Here is an 18,727-nt window from a genome sequence, read left to right as displayed (position 1 = left end):
CTACAAGTAACCTAAAATGAAAAACGGTGATTAAAATCACCGAAAATTGTTAAATCTATACTAAAATCCGTGAGGTTTTCGTGATACTTTAATTTCTGATCAGTTCTATGTGCCTTTTGTGCTGAATCAATAAATTTTCTTTCTGTAATTTTTTGGTGATCCTGGAAATGACCTCCCTTGAGGTACCCAGGTCGGAAGCGATTTTCTGATGGGAAAGGTGAATGTCCATGGAGCCGGAACGTTCCGATAGGTCCTCCAGGTATTTGATAAGTCGGTCTTCTATACCAAAGCACACAATATCCTTGGTAGTGCGTAAAAGATCTTCAAAATTCCGTTGAAAATCCTTTAGTATGATTCTACCAAAGGAAGGATATTTGATAAACCATTCCTTTACCTTGGATACGGGCAGACAAAGCACTATGGTAGGCTCCTCCGTAATGGCGGAGAACTGGACCGGTTTTTGATCAAACAGATGATTGAAACTCAGGATACAGGTCTCTCCAGAATTAATGTAGTAAAGCAAAAACTGTACTCCGTCCTCCTCTGCGTACATTTTAATGACTCCACTGAGGACCACAGGTAAAAAATCCAAATACGCACCTTGCTTAACCACATATGTACTGGCCGCAAATTCCTTATAAACCCCAACTTCGAGGATTTCTTCGTATAGTTGTTTTTCCAAGAGGGGAAAGCAGCGTTTGATATAGGTATGATTCTCTATTTCCATAAGCTTTAGGATGCTATTGAACGGTCCAAAAAACGGTCCAAATTAGCACTTCGCGAGATAAAACCCACGCAATTTCATCTATTTAACAGTTAGAAATGAACCCCTCCGAGGGGTCCGTGCAAAACTTCCAGGACATCTAGGGCAAAAAGCCCTTCCCTAACCCATATTTAAATCAGAAATTACCCCCCACGGTCAATCTTGCGGGGGTGTAATAATCACATGGCCCTTTTTATGGCCCTGCTCCACATACCGATGGGCTTCCACCAATTGTTCCAGGGGATAGCGTTTATCAATGACCGCTTTCAGCTTCCCGGCCTCCATCAGTTCCTTTAGATAAAGAAAATCGGCAAGTTTATAGCTCGCCAAGGCCGATATTACCTTCTTATTCGTGGTCCATGAGGTCCATAGGCCCCGAAGCATAGCGGGAAGTCTGGGATTGCCCAGAACATATCGGCCCTTCATACGTAAGGAATTTACGGTTCGCTTATAGGGAGCGCCACCTACAATATCGATGATGACATCATAGGTTTGGGCATTTTTTGTAAAATCTTGTTTGGTGTAATCAATAACATGGTCGGCACCAAGTTCCAAAAGCATGTCCAATTTATTGCCCCGGTCCACACAACTCACTTCGGCCCCGGCCATTTTCGCCAATTGCAACAAATAGGTGCCAATACTCCCCCCTGCCCCATTTATCAAAAGGTGCTCTCCGGCCGTTACGTTTCCCTTTCGCAAAAAGTGCAGGGCGTTGATGCCGCCAGTGGGGATAGTGGCCGCTTCTTCATAACTTGCATGTTCCGGTTTGTGGCAAATGACGCGCTCGTTGGACAGGCAGAGATATTGGGCGTAGGCCCCAAAACCCATACCACATTCCGCAAAAATAGCATCTCCGGGTTTTAACCCCTTGACCTTTGCACCTACTGCTTCCACTTCCCCAGCCACTTCCTGTCCTAGGATATGGATCCGAGGTTTTAGGATACCCATATACAGACGAACGGGCAACCAAATCCAAGTGGCAATGTCAAATCTGCGCAATTCACAGTCGCCCGCCGTCACTGTGGCCGCATGCACTTTGACCAGTACTTCGTTATCTTTGGGTACCGGTTGCTCCACTTCTTGGAGTTGCATCAGTTCGGGAGGACCATATTTGGTCCATACCATTGCTTTCATGGGTTGGTATTTCGTATTGTTAGGACGATTTGTCCTGGGCTTTGTTACATGCAGATATAATCTATAGGCGGCATCATGCGCCGCTGGGGTTTCCCGCGGCAATCCTACAGTTTATTCCAAATTTGCCAGACTTTTTTCCAAGGTAGCGATCTTGGCCTCAGCATCGGCCGCCTTCTTCTTCTCAAGTGCCACCACCTGTTGGGGCGCGTTGTTCACAAAACGTTCGTTGGAGAGCTTTTTTTGGACCGATTGCAAAAAACCTTTGGTATAGGACAGTTCCTCGTTTATCTTTTTTATTTCCGCCTCCACGTTCACCACCCCGCTTATCGGGATAAAATATTCGTTGCTCTTTACGCGGAAAGACAGCGCGCCTTCAGCAGCCGCCTCTACATAAGAAATGTTGGATAGATGGGTCAGTTTTGCAATGACCGTGTCCCAATCCATGCCGATTTTTTCCGCATTCAGCACGGAAAGCTCCAGGGCTTCTTTTATAGGCAGGTTCTTTTCCTTTCGGATGGTCCTAATCCCGGAAACCACTTCTGAAGCATGCTCAAATCCCTTGATCAGCTTTTCATCCACCGCTTCCCGTTTGGGCCATTGGGCGATGATCAAGGCCTCCTCGGGGGTACGCTCTGTAATATGCTGCCACACTTCCTCTGTTAGGAAGGGCATAAAGGGGTGCAACAGCTTTAGGTTCTGTTCAAACAGCGCAATGACCGCTTCATAGGAAGTCCGGTCGATCGGCTGTTGATAGACGGGTTTTATAATTTCCAATAACCAGGAGCTATAATCGTCCCATACCAGCTTGTAAATGGTCATCAACGCGTCCGAAATGCGGTATTTGGCAAAATGGTTCTCAATTTCACCCAGAGCCTGCTGGAACTTGGCCCCATACCAGGCAATACCCAATTTGGAGGCCTCTGGTTGTGGTATGTCGGCCACTTCCCATCCCTTTAGCAGGCGAAAGCCGTTCCATATCTTATTGGCAAAATTTTTCCCCTGTTGGCAGAGGTCTTCATCGAACATGAGGTCGTTTCCGGCCGCAGAACTCAATAATAGGCCTACACGTACCCCGTCTGCACCGTAACTCCTGATAAGTTCCAGGGCATCTGGCGAATTGCCCAACTGTTTGGACATCTTACGCCTTTGTTTGTCACGCACCAACCCGGTGAAGTACACATTTTCAAAAGGGCGTTCCCCTCGATATTCGTATCCGGATATAATCATCCGGGCCACCCAGAAAAAAATAATATCCGGTCCGGTGACCAGGTCATTGGTAGGATAGTAATATTTCACTTCGTCATTATCGGGCTCCAAAATACCGTTAAAAACGCTGATAGGCCATAACCAGGAAGAAAACCAGGTGTCCAGCACATCTTCGTCCTGTTTAAGGTCATCCAAGGTCAATGGCCGGTCTTTTGTTCCCCTACCATCTAGCGCTTCATTGGCCAATGCCAAAGCCTTTTCTGGAGTTTCTGCGACCACGAAGTCGTTTTGCCCGTCCCCGTAGTAATAGGCGGGAATCTGCTGCCCCCACCACAGCTGTCTGGAAATATTCCAGTCTCGGATGTTTTCCATCCAATGCCGGTAGGTATTTTCGAATTTTTTGGGAAATAGCCTTACCTCTTGGGTCTCCAACACGGCTTTAAGGGCCGGTTGGGCCAGCTGCTCCATTTTTAGGAACCACTGATCCGATAGGCGGGGCTCTATTACCGCCTTGGTGCGTTCGGAAGTGCCCACCTTATTGATATAAGGTTCCGTTTTTACCAAAAAACCGCCAGCTTCAAGTTCCTTGGCAATTTCCTTGCGCACCTCAAAGCGATCTTTCCCCTCATAATGCAGCCCATAACTGTTTAGGGAAGCATCATCGTTAAAGATATCGATGATTTCCAAGTTGTGTTTTTCCCCTAGTGTTTTGTCATTGGTATCATGTGCCGGAGTTACCTTTAAACAACCTGTACCAAATTCGATATCCACATAGTGATCCTCAATAATCGGAATAATCCGCCCGGCAATGGGCACTACGGCCTTTTTGCCCTTTAGATGGGCATAGCGTTCATCTTTGGGGTTAATGCATATGGCGGTATCGCCTAAAATGGTCTCGGGCCTTGTGGTGGCAATCGTCACGGTTTCCTTGCTTTCTGCTATGGGATAGGACAAATAATACAACAACCCTTGTTTTTCTTCGTAAATGACCTCCTCATCCGAGAGCGTGGTCTTGGCCTGGGGATCCCAGTGCACCATGCGATACCCTCGGTAAATCAACCCTTTTTGAAAGAGATCTACAAAGACCTTGATCACGGATGCTGACATATCGTCATCCATGGTAAAGGCGGTACGCTCCCAATCACAGGAACAGCCCAACTTTTTCAATTGCTCCAAGATAACCCCGCCATACTTGTGTTTCCAGTCCCAAGCCTGTTTCAAAAACTCCTCTCGTGAAAGGTCGCTCTTCGCGATACCCTCTTCCTTTAATTTGGCTACCACCTTGGCCTCGGTGGCAATGGAGGCATGGTCCATTCCCGGCACCCAACAGGCGTTCTTCCCCATGAGGCGGGCCCTACGGATAAGTACATCCTGTATGGTGTTGTTCAACATATGGCCCATATGTAACACGCCGGTTACGTTCGGAGGGGGAATAACAACGGTATATGGCTCTCTGTCATCGGGTTTGGAATGGAAATAATTATGCTGTAACCAGTAGTCATACCAGTGGTTTTCCACCTTTTGAGGCTCATATTTTGAAGGGATATCCATGTTTTTGGAACAGTTTTTGTCGATAGTACGCTGGCCATACCTAATGTTGATGGATATCCAATGTTAAATTATGGTAATCCAATAGGTTTTTGCCCTATAAATAAATACGAAACAAAAATAAGTAACGTTATCAGATAACAAAAGAATTTTGGAGGTTCATTAAAAACATTTACATTTGAAATTCACCCAAAACTAGAAATGATGAAAAAAGCAGTATTAATAGTGTTTGTTGGCCTACTTGGATTTAGCCTTACGGCCCAGGACAAACAGGCGAAGATCGAATTCAAATCGGAAACGGTTGATTACGGTGAAATTGCAAAAGGCAGTGACGGGGTACGTATCTTTGAATTTACCAACACGGGTAGTGTCCCGTTGATCATCAGCAAAGTAAGCTCCAGTTGTGGCTGCACGATTCCAAAGAAACCTGAAGGCCCTATTATGCCGGGCGAAACAGGTGAGATTCAAGTGAAGTACGACACCAAGCGTGTAGGACCGATCAGAAAGGCGATTACCGTCATTTCCAATGCGGATACCCCTACCAAGGTATTAAAGATCAAAGGGGAAGTAAAAGCGGAAGGAACAAAATAAAGGAAACCCTAAGGATTTCCCATTATCATATAGCCCTGATGGTAGCACCGTCGGGGTTTTTTATTAAAAAAGTTTTTTTAGGACAAAAGTAAAAAGCATATCCCTGTTGTAACGTTCTATAAGCAGCCGTATGCGTTTCCCCTCCTTATCGTTCAACATTTTTATGATTTCCTGTAGCTTATAGTGGTAGATCCGCCTTCCGTTGACCGCTAGGATAATATCACCTTCCTGGAGGCCAGCAAGTGCCGCTGGACTACCTGCCCTAATCCCTGAAACCACGATTTCGGGCACTAGGCTAAGTCGGGTTCGATTCTCTAACAATATAGAGACATTTCCCAAGGAAGGGCCCTCACGTCTAAAGGAGACCCCATTGTTATTGGAAAGCCGCTCCGAAATATAACGTACCCCGTTGTGCTGCAGTTCTATACCACTAAGGTTGTAATGAAAGGGTTCATTGAAGTTCAGGTTCTTACGCAAAGTGACCCTGCCGTTTGGATAATCAAAAATAATGTTGAACCGTTTGAGGACCTCGCCTCCCACACTACCATTTCGGTTACCCAGGTTTTTAATCGAATTAAAGGATTGCATATCCGGAAAGGCCGCTTTGGCATCACGTAGGGCATAGGTCCCAATTTTGATGCTGTTCACCATGGTACGTCTTCCGAAAATATCCCCGTTTAAACCCCTGCCGAGAAAATCCTCATAGTTTTTTTCTGGGATATCCAGGCCTTTTTCCTGATTTTCGAACAGCCAGATGGCATCGCTACTTCCCGTATCGACCAGTAGTTTGACGGGCACATCGCTGTTATCCGGCATCAACACCTGTCCGTCTATATACGCTTTGTTGCGACTAATGGTCAAAGGAAAGGTCTCGCTCCGCCTATTTTTCTTATAGGAATAGGTCTCGGGATTATAGAATTTGATGACCTTGGAGTTATAGTTAATGTCCACCACGAAATCACGGAAAAGATCATACCCGATGATGCCATGGATCGGCATGCCCAGGGAAGGCGAAAAATTAAGGTCTTTGTCCAATACTACATATAACAATTGATCAAAGTTCCTAATGTCGCCCAGTTTGAAAATGTTTTCCTTTGAGCTGAGCGCTTTAATGGGATCACCGTCGCCCAATCCCTTGATGGTAATCTCCGAAACTTTGTTGATCTGGATCGAATCTTGATCCGATAGGTTAAAAAGAATGGGCTTACTCACCCCTGAATCCAAAATAAAGGAAAGTTTTGCCCCGTTCACTTCCAAGGGAATAATAATGAGGTTATTGATGAGTTTAAAGCGTACTTTCTCGAACTCCTGTCCCTTGGGCAAAGTAAATGTCTGAGCGCTGCCCATAAAGGGGAAGCACAGTACAAATAGGGCAATATAGGGTAGTAGTTTGCGCAATTCGCTTGTTTTTAACAGATTATCTCTCTTAAATATAAACATATTATTGGTTAATTTAGTATAGTTTAACAAATTATAAAGAGAGAATTAAAAGCTCGTGGCTATTGTTTTGTCCGCTATGATTTCCCATTTTTGCTGAAAATTAAAGATGCCATGCCATCCATATCAAGGAAGGGGCAATTAATGCCCGAATCACCTATTAGAAAACTGGTTCCCTATGCCGAACAGGCAAAAAAGGACGGTATTAACGTAATTCACCTCAACATCGGCCAGCCCGACATTAAGACCCCACAAGTGGCCTTGGACGCGGTAAAGAACAATACGCTGGATATTGTGGCCTACAGCAGGACCGAAGGTTCCGAGGCATATCGCAAAAAAATAGCCGGTTACTATGCCAAAAACGACATTGATGTAATCGCCGAGGACATTATAGTGACCACAGGGGGGTCCGAAGCACTGGCTTTTGCCATGGGCAGCATCGCAGATACCGATGATGAGATCATTATCCCCGAACCCTTTTACGCCAATTACAATGGTTTTGCCACGGCGGCCGGTGTAAAAGTAGTTCCCGTGGTATCCAGCATTGCCAATAATTTTGCCTTGCCCCCTATAGAGGCCTTCGAAAAATTGATCAGTCCACGGACCAGGGCTATATTGATCTGTAATCCCGGGAATCCTACAGGTTACCTGTACAGCAGGGAAGAAATACAGAAGTTGGCCCGCATCGTAAAAAAGCACGACTTATTTCTGGTTGCCGATGAGGTTTACCGGGAATTTACCTATGATGGGAAAAAACACTACTCCATTTTACAGGAGCCCGGCTTGGAACAGCATGCCATGATCGTGGATTCGGTTTCCAAAAGGTATAGCATGTGCGGTGCGCGTATCGGGTTTTTGGTCTCAAAGAACAGGGATCTTATTAAAACGGCCTTAAAGTTTGCCCAAGCGCGTTTGTCGCCCCCCACCTATGCCCAGATAGCCAGTGAAGCGGCTTTGGAAACCCCACAGAGCTATTTTGATTCGGTTATTGAAGAATATGTGGAACGAAGAAATATTCTGATTGCGGAACTACAAAAAATTGAGGGCATTACCATTGCCAGGCCGCAGGGCGCTTTTTACTGCATTGCGGAACTTCCGGTTGAGGATGCGGATGATTTTGCCCAATGGCTTTTAGAAGATTTCAATCTTGATGGTGACACGGTCATGGTGGCCCCCGCCGCCGGGTTCTATGCCACGGAAGGCTTAGGGAAAAATCAAATCAGGATTGCTTACGTCCTGGATAAGAAAAACCTAAAACGAGCCGTGGAAGTTCTTGGGGCAGCCCTAAAACGCTATGGTCATTAATGGAAATCCTGCAGCACATATCCCTTAAAGAATACAACAGCTTCGGTATTTCGGCCAAGGCCGATTATTTTCTGGAAATTAATAACGAGGAAGCGCTGCGTGAAGCCCTTCAGTTGCGCGATCACCCTGAAAAGTTCATCATAAGCGGTGGAAGCAATATGCTTATAGTCAATGATATAAAAGCACTGGTATTGCATATCAACATCAAGGGAATTGAGATTGTCGAGGAAGATGAAGACCACGTTATCCTTAAAGTCATGGCTGGGGAAAATTGGCATCAAATGGTGTTGTGGACGCTTGAAAGAGGTTACGGGGGACTTGAAAATTTATCGCTCATTCCGGGAAGCGCAGGTACCGCCCCTATTCAGAATATCGGTGCATATGGCGTGGAACTAAAGGACAGCTTTGAAAGTTGTACGGCCATGGAAATTGCGAACCAGGAACTAAAGCAATTTTCCAAGGAAGCCTGTCGGTTTGGATACCGTGATTCCTTTTTTAAAAATGAGGGCAAGGGGAAGTACATTATTACCTCACTATGCCTTAAATTGACCAAAAGAAACCATAAGCTCAACACCACCTACGGTGCCATAGAGGCCGAACTCCAAAAAAAGGGAATAACACATCCAACCATAAATGAAGTTTCCCAGGCGGTTATAAGCATTCGAAAAAGCAAACTTCCCGACCCCAAGGAATTGGGGAACAGTGGCAGTTTTTTTAAAAATCCGGTACTCGACAAATCTGAGTTCGACCGTTTTCACCAACGCTATGCGGATGCTCCCTATTATAAAGTTTCCGAAGACACCTATAAAGTTCCAGCTGGATGGTTGATCGAACAATGCGGCTTTAAGGGAAAACGCTATGGCGATGCCGGTGTGCACAAGCGCCAAGCGCTGGTTTTGGTCAATTATGGGAGCGCCAGTGGTAAGGAAATCATGGATTTGGCCGATAAAATTCAGAAAAGCGTTTTGGACAAGTTCAACATTCGTATCTTGCCAGAGGTCAACATCATAAAATAACCCCTGAAGAAAGATTCTACAGGGGCTATACCAAACCAAACTAACCAAAAACTAAATGTACAATAACCAGTTGTACATTTATCTAATTAAATATTGAGATAACGCTTAATAACAATCAATTTTATATTTTAGCGTTATTCTATATACGGTTTAAGTGAAGCATTTGGATGCTAGCTTGACATATTTTTTTGGCCCGCAAATCGGCTTATGAGCACACTACTTGAAAAACATATTGTTGAACTCCTTGAGGAAAGGAACGAAAAGGCCATTTCACTGCTCTACGAGCACTATGGGGACACCCTTTATGGGGTGGCACACAAGGTACTTCGCGACGAGGAACTGGCGCAGGACGTATTGCAGGAAAGTTTCGTTAAGATCTGGAAAAAATCGGACTCCTATGACTCCACCAAGGCCAAGTTGTTCACTTGGCTTTTCAGGATCACCAGAAATACCGCTATAGATAAACTTAGAAGTACCAACACGAAAACGGATCGGGAAATCCAAATGGACGTTTCAGACGTATATAATTTAGGCGTTGACAGTATTAGGCCCGAGTTTATGGACGTTCGGGAAAATCTGGACAAGATCGAATCCAAGTATCAAATTGTGCTCGAAGCCCTTTTTTTTCAGGGTATGACACAACAGGAAGCCAGTGAAGAACTGGATATTCCCTTGGGGACCATCAAATCCAGGTTGAAGATCGGTCTAAGGGAATTAAGGAAAATTTACGGCACCTCGATGCTGTTGATGCTTTTAATACCATTGTTATCATGAAAGAAAAAATACGCATATTTTTAGATACGGATCTACTTGAAAAGTATTTGTTGGGGACCACCTCGAGCGAAGAGACTTTGCAGGTAGAACGCTATATTGCCATGTATCCCGAGGTACGGGACACCTATGACGAACTGCAGGAAAACCTGGAGACCTTCGCCAAAATGCACGCCATTAAGGCGCCAGAAGGCCTAAAGGATAGAATTTTGAAACGCATAAAAGCGGAAAACAGCGGCAGGAGAAGATTCTTGCGTTACGCGATTGCCGCTAGTTTTGTTGCCTTTATTTTCGCTGGAGCGTCCTATTTCTTCTGGAACCAAAACCAAAACCTAGTGGAGGAAAACACGATTGTTTCCAATAAGATCAAGGATTTGGAGCAGGATATGAGAGAGCGCTTGGAAGATGTGAGGAACCAGTTCATTGTACTGAACAATCCACAGACCAAGAAGTATACGGTAATGGGCAACAAAAAAGCACGTGACTTAAAGGCCGTGGCTTATATCAACCCTGTTAAAAAGCTTTCTTACATCAATGTCAGTAAGTTACCCAATCTTCCCGAGGACCAATGCTACCAGATGTGGGCAGAGGTCAATGGGGAAATGGTAAATCTTGGTATCATTACCGAGGCGGACAATACGGAAAAACTGTTGGCACTACCTTATGCGGAAAATGCCATAAGTTATATTACCATAGAGCCCAAAGGGGGTAACGAAACCCCCACTGTGGCGAATATTGTGGCCAATATCGCATATTGAGTCCCCGTTTCTTAAAGGAACCCTAAATACCCTGATACAAGGACGATATTTTCGTATCTTTGCGCAAACCTTGTACTATGAAATTAGTTCTGCTGACCATTGGCCTTCTTGCACTTGCCTTTTCCGGTATCGCCATAAAACTCTGGGCCAAAAAAGACGGTAAATTTTCAGGCACCTGCGCCAGTCAGAATCCTTTTCTGAACAAGGAGGGGGAAGCCTGCGGCTATTGCGGAAAACTTCCCGATGAGCAGGATTGCAAAAGAGAAACCGTCGGGGAAATTCAATAGGCCAAAAGCACATTGCCGCTTCCGCATAAACTACACCTCACTTGGGCAAAACCGAAGAAACGCTTAAAAATACGATCGAAAAGGCCAAAAAGGGCAATCAAATTGCATTTAGCACCCTTTTGGATACCTTTTGGAACGATGTCTACGGATTTCAGCTCATACGGACCAAAAACGAGAACGACGCCGAAGACATTACCATTCAGACATTTTCCAGGGCCTTTGACAAGATCGATTCCTATGATGCCTCCTACGAATTCAAGACCTGGTTGATCACCATTTCCAAAAATTTACATGTGGATCTTATCCGGAAAAGAAGGAGAAATGTCCTTGAAAGTACGGAAAGTGGCAACCATGATGCCATTAAAAAAGTTTTGGACGATACCCCTTCTGCCGAGGACCAATTGATTACCGAACAGAATTTGGCAACGCTCTTGCAGCACATAAAGGAGTTAAAGCCCCACTATCAAAAAGTCATTAATCTCCGGTATTTTAATGAACTGAGCTATGCAGACATTGCGTTACAACTGAATGAGCCCGTGAACAATGTAAAAGTGAAGCTCCTAAGGGCGAAAAAGCTCCTGGCCGAAGTCATAAAAAGCAAGGCCTGACATCCAGTGGCCCTCGACATCGAATTGTTTTTGGAACATCCGGGGGGAATCGGGCCAAGGCATTTTGTTTTCGTTGCCCGCCCAAAATTAGCCAGGTCGCTACATTGTGCATTGCCATAAATCCCCCATTTAGTTCGTATATTTGTATAAAAATAACGCATGAGCACAGAAACCCTGGAAAGTGTCGTCCCGCCCAAAGGAAAACCCAAATGGTTACGGGTAAAACTGCCTACCGGTAAAAAATATACCCAACTTCGAGGGTTGGTAGACAAATACGATTTGCACACCATATGTACTTCGGGGAGCTGTCCGAATATGGGGGAATGCTGGGGTGAGGGTACGGCCACTTTTATGATCCTAGGAAATATTTGTACCCGTTCCTGTGGTTTTTGCGGTGTAAAAACCGGACGCCCGGAAGAAGTGGATTGGGAAGAACCCGAAAAGGTGGCGCGTTCCATAAAAATAATGGGGATCAAACATGCGGTGGTCACGTCCGTGGATCGGGATGACCTAAAGGACATGGGTTCCATAATTTGGGCAGAAACCGTAAAGGCCATTAGACGTATGAACCCCCAGACCACCCTGGAAACATTGATTCCTGATTTTCAAGGCATCCATACCCATTTGGACCGAATTATTACCGTAGCACCAGAAGTGGTATCGCATAACATGGAAACCGTAAAACGACTCACCAGGGAAGTGCGGATACAGGCAAAGTACGACCGCAGCCTGGAAGTGCTGAGCTATCTGAGAAAAAATGGGGTAAACCGTACAAAATCTGGCATTATGCTTGGCCTGGGCGAGCAGGAAGGAGAGGTAATCCAAACGCTGGAAGATCTTAGGGACGCCCACGTAGATGTGGTTACGATAGGGCAATACCTGCAACCTTCCAAAAAGCACCTGCCCGTAAAGGAGTTTATTCTCCCCGAACAGTTTAAGAAATATGAGGAAATAGGATTAAAAATGGGCTTTAGACATGTGGAAAGCGGCGCACTGGTACGTTCTTCCTACAAAGCCCACAAACATATAAATTAGCGGACGCATTGTAGTATGAACTCCCGCCTAGGCGGGATTTTTTTTCTGTATGAAGGAAATTAGAATTGGAATCAATGGTTTTGGCAGAATAGGCAGGACCTTTTTTAGATTGGCACAAAAGCATCCACATTTAAAGGTGGTGGCAATAAATGATTTGGCCGATGCGCTTACCCTGTCGCATTTATTGAAATACGACAGCATGCACGGTATTTTTGACGGGGAGATCTCACATTCGGAACAACATATCCAGGTAAACGGCTCTGAAGTGGCCATGCTCAATGGATGCTCCCCCGCGGAAATTGATTGGGCGGCCCATCAGGTAGACCTGGTCATTGAGGCATCGGGCAAGTTTAAGACCCGCGAGCTACTGGAGCCCCACCTTTCCAACGGGGCTAAAAAGGTAATTTTAACGGTACCCCCGGCCGAAGATGATATAAAAATGGTTGTTTACGGCGTTAATGAACACATTTTGGAAAAAGGGGATGCCATTATCTCCAATGCCTCCTGTACCACGAACAACGCCGCTCCCATGATCAAAGTGATGCAGGAACTTTGTGGTATTGAACAGGCCTATATCACAACGGTACATTCCTATACCACCGATCAAAGCCTGCACGATCAACCCCATAAGGACTTGAGAAGGGCCAGGGCCGCCTCTCAGAGTATAGTACCCACCACTACAGGCGCCGCTAAGGCGCTGACCAAAATTTTTCCAGATCTGGCACAGGTCATCGGTGGTTGTGGCATACGTGTACCCGTTCCCAATGGGTCGCTGACCGATATTACCCTAAATGTTAAAAAGGAGACCTCCATTCAAGAAATTAATGATACATTTAATGAAATTTCGCGAAATGAGCTAAAAAACATACTTTTCTATACGAAAGATCCTATAGTTTCCATAGATATAAACAATAGTTGTTACTCTTGTACGTTTGATTCTCAGATGACTTCCGTTGTAGGAAAAATGGTGAAGATCATTGGATGGTATGACAATGAGACAGGATATAGCAGTAGAATTATAGACCTTATCAACTTATTGATAAAGAACAGATACTTTTGAGATTCGTATTGTCACATATACGGCTTGCAAACGCGCTTTTAATTTTGGCCTTTTGTGCCTTTCAAAGTGCATACGCCCAGGAGACCCCTTCTCCTGACCGCAGCGTGCAGTCTTATTTTGACCAAGCCTTGGTCCTTAAGAACCAAAACAAGATAGACCGTGCACTGGAAGTCTTGAACCAGGCTGCAGAGCTCGCTGAAAAAAATGAGGACGAAAAAGCACTGGTAGATAGTTACCACAGATTTGCCCTGCTATATCTGGAACTCGATAAAACGGACAACACGCTCTTCTATTGGGACAGGGCCAAAGTACTGCTCAATGATATCGCTTACCCTTATGGCAATGCCGTGCATAAATACATAGAGGCGATCGTGCTCTATCTGCAGGACCAAAATTTCCAGGCCATCTATATGCTGAACGATGCCAAACAACTGAACAACGACCGGAACCTGCTCAACAACATTCTCCTGGCCGAGGCCAATATCTACATGAATATTGAAAAATACGACAGCGCCTCCAAAAATTTCAATTCCCTGGTCGTGAACAACGATGTCTATGAAAAAGAATACCTGGCCACCAAGGCCTATATGGGACTGGCCAGATTGAACGAGAAAACCGAAAACTGGGAGGAAACCATAAAAAGTGCTTCCGGAGCGCTTGCCCTCGCGCAGGAAAATGGCTTCTCCAAGGAAGTATTTGAGGCCAATGTGTTATTGGGCAGGGCCTATGAAAAAGTACAAAAATACGATCTGTCACTGGTACACAATAGAAATATTCTCCAGATAAAGGATTCCCTTTTCACTATTGAAAAGGTAAAGACAGAGGCCAAGACGGCCGATAAAATCCAGTTCGATTTTATGAACGATGAGATTAGGCGCCAAGATGAAAAAATTGAGGAGCTGAACGAATCTGCCAACCGTTCTGAAATTACAGCAATCCTTACCTCGGCCTTTTTGACCATTATTTCCCTCTTGGCAGTATCGCTTTACAGAAACAACCAGATCAAACTAAAGACCAATGATCTGTTGCAGACCAAGAACAAGGAACTGCAGAACGCAAGGGATGCGGCGGTACAAGCCATGGAGGCCAAAACCAATTTCCTCTCTACCGTAAGCCATGAACTCCGGACGCCATTGTACGCCGTTACCGGACTTACGCATTTGCTGCTAGAGGAAAACCCGAGCGAAAACCAGAAGGAACATTTAAAATCCCTGAAATTTTCGGGAGACTATCTGCTGAATTTTATCAATGATATTCTTCAGATCAACAAAATAGACGCCGATAAGCTAGAACGGCTGAGCATAGAGTTCAATCTCAAAAAAGTACTGAACGATGTCATCAGTTCCCTTCAGCAAAGCGCCAAGGAGAACCGGACCGAAATCGTATTGGAATATGATGATGAGATACCATCACACCTTATGAGTGATCCCCTAAAACTCTCACAGGTCTTTATGAACCTGATCGGTAATGCTCTAAAGTTTACCAAGAACGGTACCGTTACGGTAATTGCCAAATTAATGAAGAAGGTAGAAGAGGATGTTACGATCTACTTTGAGGTAAAGGATACCGGGATAGGTATTTCAAAAGAGCAGCAGAAGAGCATTTTTGACAGTTTTGAACAGGGGTCTATCCAGATCAACAGAGAGTACGGCGGTACTGGTCTGGGGCTTACCATTGTAAAAAGTTTGCTAGGCCTCTTCGATAGTACCATTCAACTGGAAAGTGAGTTCGGCAAGGGCAGCTCCTTCTTTTTTGAATTGAACCTGAAAAGCAAGGACAGTCTTGTTGACGACATTCCGTTCGAAATCACACAGAAGGACTATAATCTTAAAGGATTGCACCTTTTGGTGGTAGAGGACAATAAGATCAACCAGGTGATTACCAAAAAGATGTTGAGCAAGAAAGACATCACCTGCGAAATAGCCAGCAATGGTACCAAGGCCGTGGAACTGGCCAACGAAAACAAATACGATGGCATCTTGATGGACATCCATATGCCAGGTATCAGCGGCGATGAGGCAACGAGGCAGATCAGAGAGTTCGACAAGGAAATTCCGATCATAGCACTTACTGCTATTTCCCTGGACGATAGTTTAGAGAATTTTTATGCGGCGGGTTGTAACGATGTGGTCACCAAACCCTTTAAACCTGAGGTATTCTATCAAAAAATCGGGGAGAATATTTTGGACAAACAGATTAAGAATACCACCTCATAGCGTTGTCAAGGCATCCGATAATGCTTTTTTTCCTTTTCCAAGAAACTGATGTTTGATACCAAGATAACACAGTTGGTCCACCTTGCCCTTTAAACGTACAAAATCCTTTTCAGTTGTGAGTACCATCTCCCTCCCGTTCAACGAACGTATTTCTTTTTCGGTGAAAAAATGATGGTCCCGGTAGGACAAATGTTCAAAGGAAATGCCCTGTCCCTTCAAAAACTCCAACAAGGGCTGCGGTCTGGCAATACCCGTAACCAAGGTAAGTTTTTTGGTCTTGAGCCACATCAGCGGCTTGGGCGTTGGTAAACCTTTCAATTCCCCATCATAGGCCAGGGTACTGAACAATACCTGCTGATCCGGCAGCGGGTGTAGTTTTTTCCGAATATCATTTTGTTCGGTTTGACCCAGGTGATCTGGGCATTTGGTCACTACAATGAGGTCTGCGCGTTTGGCCGTGTACCGGCTATCCCGTAGATCCCCCGTGGGCAAATACCAATCATCGCAGTACAAATGGTCATAGGCTGTGAGCAAAATAGAAAAGCTTGGTTTCACCCTGCGATGCTGATAGGCATCGTCCAAAAGAATTAGATCGGGAGCTATCTCTGCTTCCAAAATGGAAATCCCGTTCCGTCGATCTGCATCCACCGCCACCGTTAGCCCTGGAAATTTCGAATAAATCTGAAAAGGTTCGTCACCCAATTCCAGGACCGTGCTGTTAGGCCCTGCCAGCACAAACCCTTTGGACCTTCTACCATAGCCCCTGCTCAATACGGCTATTTTACGCGTATCTTGCAATTCGGACGCCAAATATTCTATCATTGGGGTCTTGCCCGTGCCGCCCACGCTCAGATTTCCTACGCAAAGGGTGGGGGTAGCAAAGGATTTGCCGGTAAAAATGCCGGTGTCGTAGAAATAATTCCGCAAGCGCACCACGACCGCATAAACCAAAGATATGGGGAATCCTATTTTTCTTAACAGTTGCATCGGAACGAAAATATAATATTTTATCTTTGGTCACCTATAAAGTTTTGAAATGATTGTAAAGGAAGTAACCGCCATACTGGAGGAATTGGCCCCTTTGGCTTACGCAGAAGACTTTGATAATGTGGGCCTTTTAGTGGGCCGTGCCGATACGGAAGTGTCCGGTGTACTGGTTACCTTGGATACCCTGGAAAATGTGGTGGACGAGGCCATTGCCAAAAAATGCAACCTCATTGTCAGTTTTCATCCCATTATTTTTCAGGGTCTGAAAAAATTGAATGGAGCTACCTATGTGGAACGTGTGGTCATCAAGGCCATACAGCACAATATCGCCATTTACAGCATGCACACGGCACTGGACAATGCCATGGAGGGCGTAAACGGAAAAATCTGCGATATGTTGGGCTTAGGGAAACGTAAGATCCTTATCCCAAAAAAGGGAACCATCAAAAAACTCTCTACCTATGTACCAAAAGCAGATGCCGCCGTACTGAAAGAAGCACTTTTTGCTGCCGGTGCGGGCAATATTGGCAACTATAGCCATTGCAGCTTTACCGCAGAGGGGACGGGAAGTTATCAAGCTGGTGAAAACGCCAACCCTACCAAGGGAGCCATAGGCAAGACACATTATGAAGAGGAGACCCAAATTAATGTAACCTATCGGAAAGCAAATGAGGCTCAGGTGCTGACTTCCTTATTAAAAAACCATCCTTACGAGGAAGTAGCCTACGAACTCTTTACCTTGGAGAATCGCGATCAGCAAATTGGAATGGGCATGATCGGGGAGCTTCATGTTCCTATGGGAGAGCAGGCCTTTTTAAAATTGATCAAGGACAAAATGCAGGTTTCGGTGATAAGGCATTCCAAACTGTTGGGCAAGAAGGTAAAAAGGGTGGCTGTCCTGGGCGGGAGCGGAGCCTTTGCCATAGCAGCCGCAAAGGCCGCAAAGGCCGACTTTTTTATTAGCGCAGACCTTAAGTACCATCAGTTTTACGAAGCGGAAAACCAAATAGTGCTGGCAGACATCGGACACTATGAAACTGAGCAGTTTACAAAACAACTTTTAGTTGATCATCTTACAAAAAAAATTCCTAATTTTGCAATCTCTTTATCGGAGAGCATTACAAATCCCATCAAGTATTTTTAAATATGGCAAAAAAAACAGAAGCGACGGTAGAAGAAAAATTAAGGGCATTATACGATTTGCAATTGATTGATTCTAGGGTCGACGAGATACGCAGCGTACGCGGGGAATTACCTTTGGAAGTAGAAGATCTGGAAGATGAGGTGCTTGGGCTTAAGACGCGACTGGACAAGTTGAAGACCGATGTGGAAACCATCAACTTCGAAATTGGTGCCAAAAAGAACTTGATCGAGGAATCCAAGGTATTGATCAAAAAATACGCGGAACAGCAAAAGAATGTACGTAACAGCAGGGAGTTCAACTCGCTGACCAAGGAAGTGGAATTCCAGGAATTGGAAATACAGCTTGCCGAAAAAAATATTAAGGAATTCAAGGCCCAGATCGACCAGAAGAAGGAAGTGGTCTCAGAGACCAAGGAACGCTTAACGGAACGTGAGGCCCATTTGAAGCATAAGAAGAGTGAATTGGACGCCATATTGGCGGAAACGGAGAAAGAGGAAAAAGCGCTTTTGGCCAAGTCGGAAAAATATGAGGAGCAAATTGAGGAACGCCTGGTCATGGCCTACAAACGCATCCGGAACAATGTCAAGAACGGTTTGGCCGTAGTTCCCGTGGAACGTGGCGCTTCCGGAGGGTCCTTCTTTACCATACCACCACAGGTACAGGTAGAAATTGCCTCCAGAAAAAAAATCATTACCGATGAGCACAGTGGGCGTATCCTTGTAGATCCCACCTTGGCAGAAGAGGAACAACAGAAAATGGGCGAGCTCTTTTCAAAATTGTAGTTAGGAAAGTTCATTCAAGTATAGGGAAACCTCGATCTTTTGGTCGGGGTTTTTATTTACGGGCAAAGTAAGGGTTGTA

17 protein-coding genes are annotated in these 18,727 nt (G+C 45.1%); 12 read left to right on the top strand and 5 right to left on the bottom strand.

What is annotated here, in order from left to right; genetic code table 11:
* Positions 1 to 88 precede the first annotated feature (88 nt).
* The 3 genes from ACRD67_RS05850 to ACRD67_RS05840 form a co-directional block, all read right to left on the bottom strand.
* Entirely contained in the window at positions 89 to 727 is a 639-nt protein-coding gene (locus ACRD67_RS05850) for a Crp/Fnr family transcriptional regulator (protein WP_430966104.1), read from the bottom strand.
* A gap of 192 nt (positions 728 to 919) precedes the next feature.
* Complete coding sequence (locus tag ACRD67_RS05845) at positions 920 to 1,897, bottom strand: NAD(P)-dependent alcohol dehydrogenase (RefSeq protein ID WP_430966103.1); 978 nt, start codon at positions 1,895 to 1,897, stop codon at positions 920 to 922.
* A 111-nt stretch (positions 1,898 to 2,008) separates the two neighbouring features.
* Positions 2,009 to 4,654, bottom strand: coding sequence for a valine--tRNA ligase (locus ACRD67_RS05840; RefSeq protein WP_430966102.1), 2,646 nt, complete (start codon positions 4,652 to 4,654; stop codon positions 2,009 to 2,011).
* Between the two features lie 198 nt (positions 4,655 to 4,852).
* Here ACRD67_RS05840 and ACRD67_RS05835 point away from each other — a divergent pair, with 198 nt between their 5' ends.
* Positions 4,853 to 5,242 (top strand): DUF1573 domain-containing protein, encoded by a 390-nt coding sequence (locus ACRD67_RS05835; RefSeq protein WP_430966101.1) that lies wholly within the window; start codon positions 4,853 to 4,855, stop codon positions 5,240 to 5,242.
* Between the two features lie 63 nt (positions 5,243 to 5,305).
* Here the strand turns inward: ACRD67_RS05835 and ACRD67_RS05830 are convergent, their stop codons facing one another.
* A complete protein-coding gene (locus ACRD67_RS05830) occupies positions 5,306 to 6,640 on the bottom strand; it encodes an aspartyl protease family protein (protein ID WP_430966100.1) in 1,335 nt (444 codons plus the stop codon).
* Positions 6,641 to 6,793: 153 nt separating this feature from the next.
* Between ACRD67_RS05830 and ACRD67_RS05825 the strand changes: the two genes are divergently transcribed.
* The 9 genes from ACRD67_RS05825 to ACRD67_RS05785 all read left to right on the top strand — a co-directional run bounded on the left by ACRD67_RS05825 (position 6,794) and on the right by ACRD67_RS05785 (position 15,735).
* Positions 6,794 to 7,984: a pyridoxal phosphate-dependent aminotransferase gene (locus ACRD67_RS05825; RefSeq protein ID WP_430966099.1), complete on the top strand. Its 1,191-nt coding sequence runs from the start codon at positions 6,794 to 6,796 to the stop codon at positions 7,982 to 7,984.
* Positions 7,984 to 9,000 carry a UDP-N-acetylmuramate dehydrogenase gene (gene murB, locus ACRD67_RS05820; protein ID WP_430966098.1) on the top strand — a complete coding sequence of 339 codons (1,017 nt, stop codon included), beginning with the start codon at positions 7,984 to 7,986 and terminating at the stop codon, positions 8,998 to 9,000. Before ACRD67_RS05825 ends, murB begins: the two co-directional genes overlap by 1 nt.
* Positions 9,001 to 9,207: 207 nt before the next feature.
* On the top strand, positions 9,208 to 9,774 hold the full coding sequence (locus ACRD67_RS05815; RefSeq protein ID WP_430966097.1) for an RNA polymerase sigma factor: 567 nt from the start codon (positions 9,208 to 9,210) through the stop codon (positions 9,772 to 9,774).
* Complete coding sequence (locus ACRD67_RS05810) at positions 9,771 to 10,529, top strand: anti-sigma factor (protein ID WP_430966096.1); 759 nt, start codon at positions 9,771 to 9,773, stop codon at positions 10,527 to 10,529. Before ACRD67_RS05815 ends, ACRD67_RS05810 begins: the two co-directional genes overlap by 4 nt.
* A gap of 77 nt (positions 10,530 to 10,606) precedes the next feature.
* The gene (locus tag ACRD67_RS05805; protein WP_430966095.1) at positions 10,607 to 10,816 is read left to right on the top strand and encodes a membrane or secreted protein; all 210 of its coding nucleotides are present in this window, start codon (positions 10,607 to 10,609) and stop codon (positions 10,814 to 10,816) included.
* A gap of 41 nt (positions 10,817 to 10,857) precedes the next feature.
* Positions 10,858 to 11,424, top strand: a complete 567-nt coding sequence (locus ACRD67_RS05800; protein ID WP_430966094.1) for an RNA polymerase sigma factor — start codon at positions 10,858 to 10,860, stop codon at positions 11,422 to 11,424.
* Positions 11,425 to 11,583: 159 nt separating this feature from the next.
* Positions 11,584 to 12,459 carry a lipoyl synthase gene (lipA, locus tag ACRD67_RS05795; RefSeq protein WP_430966093.1) on the top strand — a complete coding sequence of 292 codons (876 nt, stop codon included), beginning with the start codon at positions 11,584 to 11,586 and terminating at the stop codon, positions 12,457 to 12,459.
* Positions 12,460 to 12,508: 49 nt separating this feature from the next.
* On the top strand, positions 12,509 to 13,519 hold the full coding sequence (gap, locus tag ACRD67_RS05790; protein WP_430966092.1) for a type I glyceraldehyde-3-phosphate dehydrogenase: 1,011 nt from the start codon (positions 12,509 to 12,511) through the stop codon (positions 13,517 to 13,519).
* A complete protein-coding gene (locus tag ACRD67_RS05785; protein WP_430966187.1) occupies positions 13,510 to 15,735 on the top strand; it encodes a tetratricopeptide repeat-containing hybrid sensor histidine kinase/response regulator in 2,226 nt (741 codons plus the stop codon). The genes gap and ACRD67_RS05785 overlap by 10 nt, the downstream gene beginning before the upstream one ends.
* On the opposite strand, the gene lpxK is transcribed toward ACRD67_RS05785, so the two are convergent.
* Positions 15,730 to 16,722: a tetraacyldisaccharide 4'-kinase gene (gene lpxK / locus ACRD67_RS05780; RefSeq protein ID WP_430966091.1), complete on the bottom strand. Its 993-nt coding sequence runs from the start codon at positions 16,720 to 16,722 to the stop codon at positions 15,730 to 15,732. The genes ACRD67_RS05785 and lpxK overlap by 6 nt on opposite strands.
* Positions 16,723 to 16,771: 49 nt before the next feature.
* Here lpxK and ACRD67_RS05775 point away from each other — a divergent pair, with 49 nt between their 5' ends.
* Both ACRD67_RS05775 and ACRD67_RS05770 read left to right on the top strand, forming a co-directional pair.
* On the top strand, positions 16,772 to 17,866 hold the full coding sequence (locus ACRD67_RS05775; protein WP_430966090.1) for a Nif3-like dinuclear metal center hexameric protein: 1,095 nt from the start codon (positions 16,772 to 16,774) through the stop codon (positions 17,864 to 17,866).
* A 2-nt stretch (positions 17,867 to 17,868) separates the two neighbouring features.
* Positions 17,869 to 18,648, top strand: a complete 780-nt coding sequence (locus ACRD67_RS05770) for a zinc ribbon domain-containing protein (RefSeq protein ID WP_430966089.1) — start codon at positions 17,869 to 17,871, stop codon at positions 18,646 to 18,648.
* Positions 18,649 to 18,727 lie beyond the last annotated feature (79 nt).

The sequence above is a fragment of the Eudoraea algarum genome (assembly GCF_050589645.1).
Taxonomy (GTDB): domain Bacteria; phylum Bacteroidota; class Bacteroidia; order Flavobacteriales; family Flavobacteriaceae; genus JBNGOQ01.
The sequence above is the reverse complement of the archived record's forward strand: the minus strand, read 5'-3'. Positions and strand labels throughout refer to the sequence as shown.

What these genes read in the sequence shown, in the direction of transcription:
- ACRD67_RS05850 (WP_430966104.1), bottom strand. Translation starts at nt 727, where the DNA reads ATGGAAATAGAGAATCATACCTATATCAAACGCTGCTTTCCCCTCTTG.
- ACRD67_RS05845 (WP_430966103.1), bottom strand. Translation starts at nt 1,897, where the DNA reads ATGAAAGCAATGGTATGGACCAAATATGGTCCTCCCGAACTGATGCAA.
- ACRD67_RS05840 (WP_430966102.1), bottom strand. Translation starts at nt 4,654, where the DNA reads ATGGATATCCCTTCAAAATATGAGCCTCAAAAGGTGGAAAACCACTGG.
- ACRD67_RS05835 (WP_430966101.1), top strand. Translation starts at nt 4,853, where the DNA reads ATGATGAAAAAAGCAGTATTAATAGTGTTTGTTGGCCTACTTGGATTT.
- ACRD67_RS05825 (WP_430966099.1), top strand. Translation starts at nt 6,794, where the DNA reads ATGCCATCCATATCAAGGAAGGGGCAATTAATGCCCGAATCACCTATT.
- murB (WP_430966098.1), top strand. Translation starts at nt 7,984, where the DNA reads ATGGAAATCCTGCAGCACATATCCCTTAAAGAATACAACAGCTTCGGT.
- ACRD67_RS05815 (WP_430966097.1), top strand. Translation starts at nt 9,208, where the DNA reads ATGAGCACACTACTTGAAAAACATATTGTTGAACTCCTTGAGGAAAGG.
- ACRD67_RS05810 (WP_430966096.1), top strand. Translation starts at nt 9,771, where the DNA reads ATGAAAGAAAAAATACGCATATTTTTAGATACGGATCTACTTGAAAAG.
- ACRD67_RS05805 (WP_430966095.1), top strand. Translation starts at nt 10,607, where the DNA reads ATGAAATTAGTTCTGCTGACCATTGGCCTTCTTGCACTTGCCTTTTCC.
- lipA (WP_430966093.1), top strand. Translation starts at nt 11,584, where the DNA reads ATGAGCACAGAAACCCTGGAAAGTGTCGTCCCGCCCAAAGGAAAACCC.
- gap (WP_430966092.1), top strand. Translation starts at nt 12,509, where the DNA reads ATGAAGGAAATTAGAATTGGAATCAATGGTTTTGGCAGAATAGGCAGG.
- lpxK (WP_430966091.1), bottom strand. Translation starts at nt 16,722, where the DNA reads ATGCAACTGTTAAGAAAAATAGGATTCCCCATATCTTTGGTTTATGCG.
- ACRD67_RS05775 (WP_430966090.1), top strand. Translation starts at nt 16,772, where the DNA reads ATGATTGTAAAGGAAGTAACCGCCATACTGGAGGAATTGGCCCCTTTG.
- ACRD67_RS05770 (WP_430966089.1), top strand. Translation starts at nt 17,869, where the DNA reads ATGGCAAAAAAAACAGAAGCGACGGTAGAAGAAAAATTAAGGGCATTA.